Source organism: Yinghuangia sp. ASG 101, assembly GCF_021165735.1.
Lineage (GTDB): Bacteria > Actinomycetota > Actinomycetes > Streptomycetales > Streptomycetaceae > Yinghuangia.
On sequence record NZ_CP088911.1, the window covers coordinates 3,181,758 to 3,194,364 of the forward strand.

The following is a 12,607-nucleotide window of genomic DNA, read 5'->3' on the forward strand; positions in this document are numbered from 1 at the left end:
GTTGGTGCGTCATGCCCCGAACGCTCAGCCCTTCGGCTGGGCCGGTGACGTGATCGGGATCGTGCCGTTGACGATGTCGCCCTGGATCCGCGCCAACTCGCTCTTGGTCTCGGGCGCGACCTGCGCGTCGAAGTCGTGGAACGGGGCCAGGCCGACGCCGCCGTTCTGCAGGGTGCCGAGGTACGGCTGCGTCGAGTACTTCCCGTTCACCGCGTCCTGGAGGGCGAGGAACAGCGAGTCGGTGATGCCCTTCGTGACCGTCGAGAGCATCACGCCCTTGTACTGCTCGGCGCTCGTGTAGCCGTCGACGTCGACCCAGACTATCGACGCCCGGCCGCTCTGGGTCGCCTCCGCCGCCGCACCGAGGCCGGTCGCGCCGGCGACGGGGTGGATGATGTCCGCGCCCTGCGCCATGAGGTCCTTGGCGATCCGCTGGCCGTCGCTCGGGCTGTCGAACTTCTCGGCGAACTGGCCTTCCTGGCGCACCGGGTCCCAGCCGAGGGCCTGGACGTTCGTGCCCTTCTGCTGGTTGTAGTACTGCACGCCCTGCACGAAGCCGTCCATGTAGATCGTCACGGGCGGGATCCGCTTGCCGCCGAACGTTCCGACCTTGCCGGTCTTCGACTGCGCCGCCGCGAGGTAGCCGCCCAGGAACGCCCCCTGGGCACTGTTGTATTCGAGGCCCTTGACGTTCGGGTCGACGCTCGTGGAGTCGACGATGACGAACTTCTGGTTCGGGTTCTTCGCGGCGGCCTGGTTGGTCGCGGTCGCCATCAGACCGCCGACCGCGACGATCACGTCGCAGTCCTCGGCGAGCATGCTGTCGACGTTGGGGACGTAGTCGTTCTCGGTCTTCGAATCGGCCTTCTTGATCCGTATGCCGAGCTCTTTCTGCGCCTTCTGCAGCGCCGCCCAGGACGAGGCGTTGAACGAGCGGTCGTCGACGCCGCCCTGGTCCGTCACCATGCACGCCTTGAAGTCCGCGGCGGCGGTCCCGCCCGGCGCGGACGCCCCGGGGGTCGACTCGCTGTCGTCGTCCGGTTTGTCACCACACGCGGAGGCCGTGAGGGCGAGGGCCCCCGCGAGCGCGACCGCGGCGATTCTGGATACCCGGTGCACGGGTTCTCCTTCCGAGGGGTGCACCACGAGGGCGCGGGGACACGGGCCTTGCACGATCGGTGCGGCTTCGCGCGATCGGCGCGGGGCCGAAAAACCGATGGAACCATTTCGGAATGCCGTCGAAACATTCCGTGTACAGAATCTGACGTTCAGCGTTCGACGCGAGTAGAATTCAGGGTGTACGCGCGTAGACGACTGAACCGCGGACGAGCATACCTATAAAAGCAATATCTCCGGCATACGGGTCGTATTACCACTTGGACACGATGTCCGGAGCACGTGACCGAACCACGGGAACACCCGGAGCGACGGAACGGCGGACGCATCACGGCCACACCGTTTCCCCGGTTGCCTCGCGGCTAAAAGCGAAGGCCCCGCACCACCCGGTGCGGGGCCTTCGCGCTGTCGTCGGTCCTACCGGGGTGCCCGCACGGCAAGCCCCGCGAACAAGCGCACGCCGACCCCGATCGCCCGCTCGTCGACGTCGAAGCGGCCCTGGTGCAGGTCGTACGGCGCCTCACCGACCGGGCGCACGCCGAGCCGGGTCAGCTGCCCCGGGACGTCCTCCAGGAACCACGAGAAGTCCTCGCCGCCCAGGCTCTGCTCGGTCACCTCGACGGAAGCGGCCCCGAGGAACCCGGTCGCGACCGCGCGCGCCGCCGCGACCGCGTCGGCGTCGTTGACGACCGGCGGCACACCGCGGTGGTGCTCCAGCTCCCACTTCGCGCCGTACGTCTCCGCGATCGAGCCGATCAGCTCCTGCAGCAGGTCGGGCGCCTGCCGCCACGCCTCGATGTCCAGGCAGCGCAGCGTGCCGTCGAGTTCGCCGCGCTGCGGGATGACGTTGGGGGCGACCCCGGCGTTGACGCGGCCCCACACAACACTCACGCCCGACCGCGGGTCGACGCGGCGCGCCAGCGCGGCGGGCAGCTCGGCGGCCATCTTGGCGAGCGCGGTCACCAGGTCCGTGGACTGGTGGGGGCGCGCGGTGTGGCCGCCCGGCCCGCCGAGCGTCACGATCAGCCGGTCGCACGCCGACGTGATCGCGCCGGCCCGCAGCGCCACGCGCCCGACCTCGACGCGCGGGTCGCAGTGCACCGCGTGGATCTCCTCGACGCCTTCGAGGCCGCCGGCCTTGATGACGTCGAGCGCGCCGCCCGGCATCTTCTCCTCGGCGGGCTGGAAGATCAGGCGGACCGGGCGCGGCAGCACGCCGTCGCGCGCGAGGTCGGCGAGCACCAGCGCGGTGCCGAGCGTGACGGAGGTGTGCACGTCGTGTCCGCAGGCGTGCGCGCGGCCCGGGACGGTGGAGCGGTAGGGGACGTCTTTGATGTCCTCGACGGGGAGCGCGTCGATGTCTCCGCGGAACGCGATCATGCCGCGCCCGTCGCCGGAACCTCGCTCGGGGTGGATGTCGCACACCACACCGGTGCCCGGCAGCAGGCGGGGCGTGAGCCCGGCCTTCACCAGCCGGTCGTTGATCAGCTCGGTGGTGCGGAACTCCTCCCGGCCCAACTCGGGGTGCATGTGCAGGTCGCGGCGGATGGAGACAAGCTCATCGGTGTACGCGGCGACGCGGGAAGACACGGCTGACGCCAGGTCCCCGGCGCCGTGGGGCTGGGGAGTGCTCACCCACGCAAGGTTACGTTCCTTCTGTTGCCCCCACGTGTCGATCAGCGAATTACCCCCCTTCGTGTGAGAAAAAATTCACCCTTCGGCGCATGGCCCGGAGTCCACGGGGGTATGCCACTGTGTCGTTTCGAAACGGCGTCGCGTCAGGGCGTGTGGGGCTCCCGCCCGTGGAACGCGTCGAGGATGCGCGCGGCGGCCAGCGTGGCGGTGATCGAGCCGTCCCGCACCTGCTGTTCCAGCTCCGGCACCAGGCGCTTGACCTCGGGGTTCGCATGCAGTTCGGCCAGCAGTCCGTCATGGACCGCGGACCAGGTCCAGTCGACCTGCTGGCGCCTGCGCAGCTCGGTCAGACGGCCCGCCGACTCCAGGGTCTGACGGTGTTTCAGCACCGTCTCCCACAGCTCGTCCAGACCCGTCCCGGTGAGGCCCGAACAGGTGAGCACGGGGGTGTACCAAGGTTCACCCGGACGGCGCATCAGCCGCAGCGCGCCCTGGAGTTCGCGGGCCGCCGCGCGGGCGGCCGGCGCGTACTCGCCGTCCGCCTTGTTGACCGCGACGATGTCGGCCATCTCCAGGACGCCCTTCTTGATGCCCTGGAGCTGGTCGCCGGTGCGCGCGAGGGTGAGGAAGAGGAAGCAGTCGACCATGTTGGCGACGGTCACCTCGGACTGCCCGACGCCGACCGTCTCGACCAACACCACGTCGTAACCCGCGGCTTCCATCAGCACGATCGACTCGCGCGTGGCGCGGGCGACGCCGCCGAGCGTGCCCGCGGTCGGCGAGGGCCGCACGAACGCGGCCGGGTCGACGGCGAGGCGGCCCATGCGGGTCTTGTCGCCGAGGATGCTGCCGCCGGTACGGGTCGACGACGGGTCGACGGCGAGCACCGCGACCCGGTGGCCGTCGGTGGTGAGCGAGGTGCCGAGCGCCTCGATGAACGTGGACTTGCCCACGCCGGGCACGCCGGTGATCCCGATGCGGTGGGCGCCGCCGGCGTGCGGCAGCAGTTTGAGCAGCAACTCCTGGGCCAGGTCCCGGTGGTCGGGCCGGGTGGACTCGACCAGGGTGACCGCGCGGGCCAGGAGGGTCCGGTTGCCGGCCAGCACGCCCTCGGCGTACTGGCCGACATCGATTACGCGGCGTGCCACGTCACTCCGTCGTCGTGGGCGGTTCGTGTCCGAGCTGGTCGTTCAGGTGCCGCAGCAGGTCGGCCGCGGCGTCCGCGATGACGGTGCCGGGCGGGAAGACCGCGGCGGCGCCCATGTCCCGCAGCTCCTGGATGTCGGCGGGCGGGATGACGCCGCCGACCACGATCGTAATCTCCGCGGCGTCGAGCTTGGCCAGCTCGTCGCGCAGGGCCGGCACCAGCGTCAGGTGACCGGCCGCGAGAGAGGAGACACCGACCACGTGCACGTCGGCCTCGACGGCCTGGCGGGCGACCTCCTCCGGGGTCTGGAACAGCGCGCCCACGTCGACGTCGAACCCGAGGTCGGCGAACGCGGTCGCGATGACCTTCTGGCCCCGGTCGTGGCCGTCCTGGCCCATCTTGGCGACCAGTATGCGCGGGCGGCGGCCCTCCTCGGCCTCGAAGCGCTCGACCAGACCGCGGACCTCGTCGACGCTGCCCGTGGCACCCACCTCCTCGCGGTACACGCCGGTGAGCGTGCGGATCGTCGCCTGGTGGCGGCCGTACGCCTTCTCCAGCGCGTCGGAGATCTCCCCCACCGTGGCCTTGGCACGGGCCGCGTCGACCGCCAGCTTGAGGAGGTTGTGCTCCAGGTCGTTCGGCCGCTCGCCGGCGAGGTCGGCCTCCGCCGCACCGGTCAGGGCGGCGAGCGCGCGCTCGACCTCGGCGCCGTCGCGCTCGGCGCGCAGGCGCTCCAGCTTGGCGATCTGGTCGGCGCGCACCTGCGCGTTGTCGACCTTGAGCACCTCGATCGGCTGGTCGTTGTCGACGAGGTACTTGTTGACGCCGATCAGCGGCTGGCGGCCGGAGTCGATGCGGGCCTGCGTGCGGGCCGCCGCCTCCTCGATGCGCAGCTTGGGGATGCCGGCGTCGATCGCGGCGGCCATGCCCCCGGCCTTCTCGATCTCGACCAGGTGCTCGCGGGCGCGCATCGCGAGGTCGTAGGTGAGGCGTTCGACGTACGCGCTGCCGCCCCACGGGTCGATCACGTCGCACGTGCCCGACTCCTGCTGGAGCAGCAGCTGCGTGTTGCGCGCGATGCGGGCGGAGAAGTCGGTGGGCAGCGCCAGCGCCTCGTCGAGCGCGTTGGTGTGCAGCGACTGGGTGTGGCCCTGTGTGGAGGCCATCGCCTCGACGCAGGTGCGCACGACGTTGTTGAAGACGTCCTGTGCGGTGAGCGACCAGCCGGAGGTCTGCGAATGGGTGCGCAGCGACAGCGACTTGGGGTTCTTCGCACCGACGGAGGCGACGAGGTCGGCCCAGATGAGGCGGGCCGCGCGCATCTTGGCGATCTCCATGAAGAAGTTCATGCCGATCGCCCAGAAGAACGAGAGCCGGGGAGCGAACGCGTCGACGTCCAGGCCCGCCTCCATCCCGGCCTTCAGGTACTCGACGCCGTCGGCGAGGGTGTAGGCGAGCTCCAGGTCGGCGGTGGCCCCGGCCTCCTGGATGTGGTAGCCGGAGATGGAGATCGAGTTGAACTTCGGCATCTTCCGCGAGGTGTACGCGAAGATGTCGGAGATGATCCGCATCGAGGGCTTGGGCGGGTAGATGTAGGTGTTCCGGACCATGAACTCCTTGAGGATGTCGTTCTGGATGGTCCCCGCGAGCTGTTCCGGCGTCACCCCCTGCTCTTCCGCCGCGACGATGTAGAGGGCGAGGATCGGCAGGACCGCGCCGTTCATCGTCATCGACACCGACATCCGGTCGAGCGGGATCCCGTCGAACAGCTGCCGCATGTCGTAGATGGAGTCGATCGCGACGCCCGCCATGCCGACGTCGCCGGAGACGCGCGGGTGGTCGGAGTCGTAGCCGCGGTGGGTGGCCAGGTCGAAGGCGATCGACAGGCCCTTCTGGCCGGCGGCGAGGTTGCGGCGGTAGAAGGCGTTGGACGCCTCGGCGGTGGAGAAGCCCGCGTACTGCCGGATCGTCCACGGCTGGTTGACGTACATCGTCGGGTACGGGCCGCGCAGGTACGGCGTGACGCCCGGGTAGGTGCGGAGGAAGTCCAGCCCCTCCGTGTCCTCCGCCGTATACAGCGCCTTGACCGGGATGCCCTCGGGGGTGTCGCGGGTCAGCTCGGCGGCGTCCTTGCCGGTCGCCTCGCGGACGGCGTCGCGCCACGCGTCGGGAGTGGCGGCCTCGGGGGTGCCGAGGTCGACTCCGGTGAAGTCGGGAATGGTCATCGCGCGTCTCCCCCTGCGGTCAGGGTCGCGTAGGTGGTGTTCAGGACGTCGAGCGCGTCGCACCCGGCGTACAGGAATCCGTCGGCGCCCGTGTCGGCCCACTTCCTCGCTGCCCCCGCGAGCCAGACATACGCGGCGCCGGCGGCTTTGAGCGCGGCGGCGGCCGGGGCGGCCTGGTCGGCGTAGAGCTTGTCGGACGACGCGATGACGGCCACCTTGGGCGCGCCGGCGTCGCGGTAGGCCGTGACGACGTCGTCGACCGCGGAGGTCGCGCCCGCCTCGACCGCGTCGACGCCGCCGGCCGCGAACAGGTTGCGGGCGAACTGGGCGCGGGCGGTGTGCTGGGCGACCGGGCCGAGGGTGGCGAGGAAGACCGTCGGGCGCGCGTCCGTGGCGAGCAGGATGTCGTCGGAGCGGTCGCGCAGGGCTTCGTACGCCTCCGCGTGGCGCACGCGCGGCAGGCCGCCGCCGGCGCGGGCCGGGCAGGGCTCGCGGACGACCGCCTCCTCGGTGAGGTGCGGGAACTCGCTGACGCCGGTGATGGGGTCCTCGCGGGTGGCGAGCGCGCGGGCGCGGGCCTCGCGGACCTCGCCGACGCGCTCGGCGATCAGGCCGGAGTCGAGGGCCGCGGCGATGCCTCCGGCGCGCTCGATGTCCTGGAAGAACGCCCATGCGGCGTGGGCGAGTTCGTCGGTGAGCCGCTCGACGTACCAGGAGCCTCCGGCCGGGTCGATGACCTGGGCGAGGTGGGATTCCTCCAGCAGCAGCGCCTGCGTGTTGCGTGCTATCCGGCGGGCGAAGGCGTCGGGGAGGCCGAGCGCGGCGTCGAACGGGCGCACGGTCACCGCGTCGGCGCCGCCCACGCCGGCCGCGAACGCGGCGACGGTGGTGCGCAGCATGTTGACCCACGGGTCGCGGCGGGTGGTCATCGACCACGAGGTGACGGCGTGCTGCTTCTGCGCGCCGGACGCCGCGGCGCCGGAGGCCTGGGCGACGCGGGCCCACAGGCGGCGGGCGGCGCGCAGTTTGGCGATGGTGAGGAACTGGTTCGCGGTGGCGGCGAAGCGGAACTCGACGAGGCCGAGGGCGGTGTCGACGTCGAGGCCGGCGGCGGTGAGCGCGCGCAGGTAGGCGACGCCGGCCGCGGTGGCCGCGCCGAGTTCCTGGGCCTCGGACGCGCCGGCCTCGTGGTAGGGCTGGCCGTCGACCGCGATGGCCTGGAGACCGGGGAACTCGCCGTGGACGCGCACCGCGAGCTCGGCGGCGGCGGCGAGGTCGGCGCCGGGTGCGGGGGCGGTGCCGGTCCGGGCGTGGGTCGTGACGGGGTCGGCGCCGAGGTTGCCGCGCACCTGGTCGGCGGGAACGCCGCGGTCGCGGAAGACGCCGAGGAGGGTGTCCGCGGCGGGGGCGAAATCGGCGCCGGGGTCGAGGACGACCGGGGCGAGGTCGAGCAGCACGCCCGCGAGCACGCGCGGCAGTTCGGCCGGGTCGAGGGCGTCCGGGCCGGTGTGCAGGAAGACGGACGACACGCCGTTTTCCAGGTCGGCGAGCACGGCCTCGGCGGTGCGGGCGGGGTCCGGGTCGGCGTGCGCCTGGCGGACGTCCCAGCCGTCGAGCGCGCCGCCGACCGCGCGCGCCCCGCGTACGTACGCGGGGAGCCCGGGGACACCGGGGTCGGGCGAGGCGTCGTCGGCCGTGTAGAGAGGGGCCAGTTTGACGCCGTCGTAAGTGGTGGTCGCGAGCAGTTCCTCCGGGTGTTCGGGTGCGTCGTCCGCACCGATCACCCGCGACTTGCGGAGCACGCCGGCCACCAGCTCTTGCCACTGTTCACGCGTCGGCTGCGGGAACTGCGAGGCAAATGTGGTGTAACCGGTAGACGTGCCGCCGTCGACAGTAGCCTCCGTCATGTTTCGCATCGTAGGGATTGGCGCCTCGGGAGCGATACACGACCCCCGTGTGACATCAGTCGCGCGCACACTTTGACGAAAGCAAGCATTTTGTGCGGCCGTCGCGCCAATACGCAGCGTCACAACCGCAGGGCACGGCCGGGAAAGCGCGCCGAGGCGAAGAAATTCGGACGCGTACGATCACCCGTTCGGTTCCCGCCCGCGTGCGGAATCGATCACATCTCACGCCCCCGACCGCAGCGGCACGGAGTCCGGTGGCTAACATGGCCGGGGCCGGAGGAAGGGTCCCGGCCGGGCCGACCGACGGCTTGCCGGCCGAGCCCCGTCTACCGCATCCGGAGGGTAGTTTCCGTGCCGGCTGGAACGCTCTACCGCGGCCGGGAAGGCATGTGGTCCTGGGTGGCTCATCGAGTCACCGGCGTCCTCATCTTCTTCTTCCTGTTCGCACACGTCCTGGACACCGCGCTCGTGCGCGTGTCCCCCGAGGCGTACGACGAGACGATCGAGATCTACAAGAATCCTTTCGTCAATGTCATGGAGTACGGCCTCGTGGGCGCCGTCCTCTTCCACGCCCTGAACGGCCTGCGCATCGTCGCGGTCGACTTCTGGGAGAAGGGTCCGCGCTTCCAGAAGCAGATGTTCTGGGGTGTCGTCGGCGTGTGGGCCGTCCTCATGATCGGCGCCTTCTACCCCGTGCTGGAGCACACGCTCCGCGAGATCTTCGGGAGCTGATCCGAGTGGCTTTGATCGAGAACGCTCCCAAGATCACCGGCGGCGGCCCGTCCATCGAGGCCCCCCGCTCCAAGCGCTCGCCGCGCTCCACCAAGACCAACTTCGAGCTCTACAGCTGGCTGTTCATGCGGCTGTCGGGCATCCTGCTGGTCGTCCTCGTCATCGGCCACCTGATCATCCAGCTGGTCATCGACGGCGGTGTGTCCCGTATCGGCTTCGCCTTCGTCGCCGGCCGCTGGGCGAACCCGTTCTGGCAGGCGTGGGACCTGATCATGCTGTGGCTCGCCGAGCTGCACGGCGTCAACGGCCTGCGCACGATCATCAACGACTACGCCGAGCGCGACCAGAGCCGCTTCTGGCTCAAGGTGCTGCTCTACACGTCGGCGGTCGTCGTGCTGTTCACCGGCACCCTGGTGATCTTCACCTTCGACCCGAACATCGGCCAGTAGTTCGGCGGTCCGCACTCGAACGCACCCGAACGCGCGGCCCGGTCACCCCCGGAGCGCGGAGACCGGTACCAGAGGACACACAGGTCATGCAGATCCACAAGTACGACACCGTCATCGTCGGTGCGGGCGGCGCCGGGATGCGCGCGGCCCTCGAAGCCAGCAAGAGCAGCCGAACCGCGGTGCTCACCAAGCTGTACCCGACCCGCTCCCACACCGGCGCCGCGCAGGGCGGCATGTGCGCCGCCCTCGCGAACGTCGAGGAGGACAACTGGGAGTGGCACACGTTCGACACGGTCAAGGGCGGTGACTACCTCACCGACCAGGACGCCGCCGAGATCATGTGCAAGGAGGCGATCGACGCGGTCCTGGATCTGGAGAAGATGGGCCTCCCCTTCTCCCGGACCCCCGAGGGCCGCATCGACCAGCGCCGCTTCGGCGGGCACACCCGCGACCACGGCAAGGCGGCCGTACGCCGGTCCTGCTACGCGGCGGACCGCACCGGCCACATGATCCTCCAGACGCTGTTCCAGAACTGCGTCAAGCAGAACGTCGAGTTCTACAACGAGTTCTACGTCCTCGACCTGCTGCTCGCGGAGGACTCGATCGGCCGCAAGACCACCTCGGGCGTCGTCGCGTACGAACTGGCCTCCGGCGAGGTGCACGTCTTCCAGGCGAAGGCCGTCATCTTCGCGACCGGCGGCTTCGGCAAGGTCTTCAAGACCACCTCGAACGCGCACACCCTGACCGGCGACGGCATGGGCATCGCGTGGCGCCGGGGGCTGCCGCTGGAGGACATGGAGTTCTACCAGTTCCACCCGACCGGCCTCGCGGGCCTGGGCATCCTGCTCACCGAGGGCGCCCGCGGCGAGGGCGGCATCCTGCGCAACGCGGACGGCGAGCGCTTCATGGAGCGCTACGCCCCGACCATCAAGGACCTCGCGCCGCGTGACATCGTCGCGCGCTCGATGGTCCTGGAGGTGCTGGAGGGCCGCGGCGCGGGACCCAACAAGGACTACGTCTACCTCGACCTGACGCACCTGCCGGCCGAGCAGATCGAGGAAAAGCTGCCGGACATCACCGAGTTCGCGCGCACGTACCTCGGTGTCGAGCCGACCACCGAACTGGTCCCCGTGTACCCGACCGCGCACTACGCGATGGGCGGCATCCCGACCAACGTCGAGGCCGAGGTGCTGTCGGACAACGACACGGTCGTCCCCGGCCTGTACGCGGCGGGCGAGGTCGCCTGCGTGTCGGTGCACGGGTCGAACCGCCTGGGCACCAACTCGCTGCTGGACATCAACGTGTTCGGCCGCCGGGCGGGCATCGCCGCCGCGAAGTACGCGCAGGAAGCGGACTTCGTCGAGCTGCCCGACAACCCCGCCGCGAACGTCGTCGAGCTCATCGAGCGCCTGCGCGACAGCGACGGCACCGAGCGGGTCGCGCAGATCCGCTCCGAGATGCAGGAGACGATGGACGCCAACGCGGGCGTCTACCGGACCGAGGAGACCCTCAAGCAGGCCCTCGACGACATCAAGGCGCTCCAGAAGCGCTACCGGAACGTCTCGATCCAGGACAAGGGCAAGCGGTTCAACACCGACCTGCTCGAAGCCGTCGAGCTGGGCTTCCTGCTCGACCTCGCCGAGGTCCTGGTGGTCGGCGCCGCCAACCGCAAGGAGTCCCGCGGCGGCCACGCGCGCGAGGACCACCAGGCGCGCGACGACGTCAACTTCATGAAGCACACGATGGCGTACCGCGAGGTCGACGCGAACGGCGACTACTCGATCCGACTGGACTGGAAGCCGGTCGTCGTCACCCGCTACCAGCCGATGGAGCGTAAGTACTGATGACTGCCGTTATCGACGAAAACCCCGCCGCGTCGCCCGCGCAGAAGCCGGCACGGGACCACACGCCTATCACCATCACGCTCCGGATCCGGCGCTTCCTCCCCGACCTGCTCGGCCCGAACGGCGAGCCCCCCGTGCCGTTCTGGCAGGACTTCCAGGTCGAGGCGGACCCGACCGAGCGGATCCTGACCGCGATGCTCAAGGTCAAGGGCGAGCAGGACGGGTCGCTGACGTTCCGCCGCTCGTGCGCGCACGGCATCTGCGGCTCGGACGCGATGCGCATCAACGGCCGCAACCGGCTCGCGTGCAAGACGCTGGTCAAGGACCTCGACGTCACCAAGCCCATCACGATCGAGGCGATCAAGGGCCTGGAGGTCGAGAAGGACCTCGTCGTCGACATGGACCCGTTCTTCCAGTCCTTCAAGGACGTGATGCCGTTCCTGATCACGTCCGGCAACGAGCCGACGCGCGAGCGCCTGCAGTCGCCCGAGGACCGCGAGCGGTTCGACGACACGACCAAGTGCATCCTGTGCGCGTGCTGCACGACGTCCTGCCCGGTCTTCTGGACCGACGGCCAGTACTTCGGCCCGGCCGCGATCGTCAACGCCCACCGGTTCATCTTCGACTCGCGGGACGAGGGCGCCGAACAGCGCCTGGAGATCCTCAACGAGAAGGAGGGCGTGTGGCGCTGCCGCACGACCTTCAACTGCACCGACGCGTGCCCGCGCGGCATCGAGGTCACGAAGGCGATCCAGGAGGTCAAGCGCGCGCTGATCTTCCGCCGCGTGTGACCTTCGGTCCGAACGGGATCGGCACCCGGGCGAGTTCGACCGGGAACAGCGGAAAAGACCGAGCCCGCGTCTCCGATCGGGGACGCGGGCTCTGCCGTTGCGGAGGAACCGGCAGGGTGTGCCGTCGGGAGACCTCGGCCGGTCGGCTCGGGGCGACGGACACGGGCGGGGCGCGCTCGATCAGCCGGTGGCGCGGAGTGGGTTTCGCCGTCGGGCGGTTCTGTCGCCGCTCACGACTCCGGGGGCGCGCAGTTGACGTCCAGGAGTTTGAGTGGCTGGGCGGTGTCGAGGTCGACGTAGGCGGTGAAGGCCGTGGTCTCCTGCCCGGGGCCGAAGCCGAGGTGGACGGTGGCCCAGCCGACTCCGGCGGATTGCGCGGTGGTGACCGGGCCGATGTCGATGTCGTCGGGCCGGTTGCCGTGGCAGATGATCAGGTCGAAGCCCGGCGGGGCCTCGGCGGCGCGCGCCTTCAGGTCGTCGGAGACCAGGTGTTCGCGCTCCCACGCGGTGGGCCCGGTCTTGCCGTAGAAGTGCGTGAGGAAGCGCGACACCTGCTTGGCGGTGTACTGCTCCTGCTGCTGCCGGGCGGCCTCGGCCGTGGCCGGGAGCGCCGCGGTCAGGCCGACCGCGCAGGCGAGCGCGACCCACGCGCCGCGGGTTCTCCGGGTTTTTCGGGCTCGGCGTACGGACATTCGACGTCCACCTCCGGATGGCGGGGTGCTTGGTTCTCCGTAGACGCCGGGCTGCCCTGCCGGGTTGCC

Annotated in this window: 10 protein-coding genes; 4 read left to right on the plus strand and 6 right to left on the minus strand. The window is 70.4% G+C overall.

Annotated features, from left to right (window positions below):
* Window positions 1-24: 24 nt before the first annotated feature.
* From LO772_RS13290 to LO772_RS13310, 5 genes are all read right to left on the minus strand, one after another.
* Complete coding sequence (locus LO772_RS13290) at window positions 25-1,119, minus strand: BMP family lipoprotein (RefSeq protein ID WP_231778616.1); 1,095 nt, start codon at window positions 1,117-1,119, stop codon at window positions 25-27.
* A 414-nt stretch (window positions 1,120-1,533) separates the two neighbouring features.
* Window positions 1,534-2,751 (minus strand): amidohydrolase, encoded by a 1,218-nt coding sequence (locus LO772_RS13295; protein ID WP_443089406.1) that lies wholly within the window; start codon window positions 2,749-2,751, stop codon window positions 1,534-1,536.
* A gap of 143 nt (window positions 2,752-2,894) precedes the next feature.
* Window positions 2,895-3,899, minus strand: coding sequence for a methylmalonyl Co-A mutase-associated GTPase MeaB (meaB, locus tag LO772_RS13300; RefSeq protein ID WP_231778617.1), 1,005 nt, complete (start codon window positions 3,897-3,899; stop codon window positions 2,895-2,897).
* Window position 3,900: 1 nt separating this feature from the next.
* A complete protein-coding gene (gene scpA / locus LO772_RS13305; protein ID WP_231778618.1) occupies window positions 3,901-6,123 on the minus strand; it encodes a methylmalonyl-CoA mutase in 2,223 nt (740 codons plus the stop codon).
* Window positions 6,120-8,030, minus strand: a complete 1,911-nt coding sequence (locus tag LO772_RS13310; RefSeq protein WP_231778619.1) for a methylmalonyl-CoA mutase subunit beta — start codon at window positions 8,028-8,030, stop codon at window positions 6,120-6,122. The genes scpA and LO772_RS13310 overlap by 4 nt, the downstream gene beginning before the upstream one ends.
* A 351-nt stretch (window positions 8,031-8,381) precedes the next feature.
* Between LO772_RS13310 and sdhC the strand changes: the two genes are divergently transcribed.
* The 4 genes from sdhC (at window position 8,382) to LO772_RS13330 (ending at window position 11,846) form a co-directional block, all read left to right on the plus strand.
* Entirely contained in the window at window positions 8,382-8,762 is a 381-nt protein-coding gene (sdhC, locus tag LO772_RS13315; protein WP_231778620.1) for a succinate dehydrogenase, cytochrome b556 subunit, read from the plus strand.
* Between the two features lie 5 nt (window positions 8,763-8,767).
* Window positions 8,768-9,211, plus strand: coding sequence for a succinate dehydrogenase hydrophobic membrane anchor subunit (locus tag LO772_RS13320; RefSeq protein ID WP_231778621.1), 444 nt, complete (start codon window positions 8,768-8,770; stop codon window positions 9,209-9,211).
* An 86-nt stretch (window positions 9,212-9,297) separates the two neighbouring features.
* Window positions 9,298-11,055 (plus strand): succinate dehydrogenase flavoprotein subunit, encoded by a 1,758-nt coding sequence (gene sdhA / locus LO772_RS13325; RefSeq protein WP_231778622.1) that lies wholly within the window; start codon window positions 9,298-9,300, stop codon window positions 11,053-11,055.
* Window positions 11,055-11,846, plus strand: coding sequence for a succinate dehydrogenase iron-sulfur subunit (locus tag LO772_RS13330; protein ID WP_231778623.1), 792 nt, complete (start codon window positions 11,055-11,057; stop codon window positions 11,844-11,846). The genes sdhA and LO772_RS13330 overlap by 1 nt, the downstream gene beginning before the upstream one ends.
* A gap of 230 nt (window positions 11,847-12,076) precedes the next feature.
* Here LO772_RS13330 and LO772_RS13335 read toward each other — a convergent pair whose 3' ends face one another.
* Window positions 12,077-12,538, minus strand: a complete 462-nt coding sequence (locus tag LO772_RS13335) for a hypothetical protein (protein ID WP_231778624.1) — start codon at window positions 12,536-12,538, stop codon at window positions 12,077-12,079.
* Window positions 12,539-12,607: the final 69 nt, after the last annotated feature.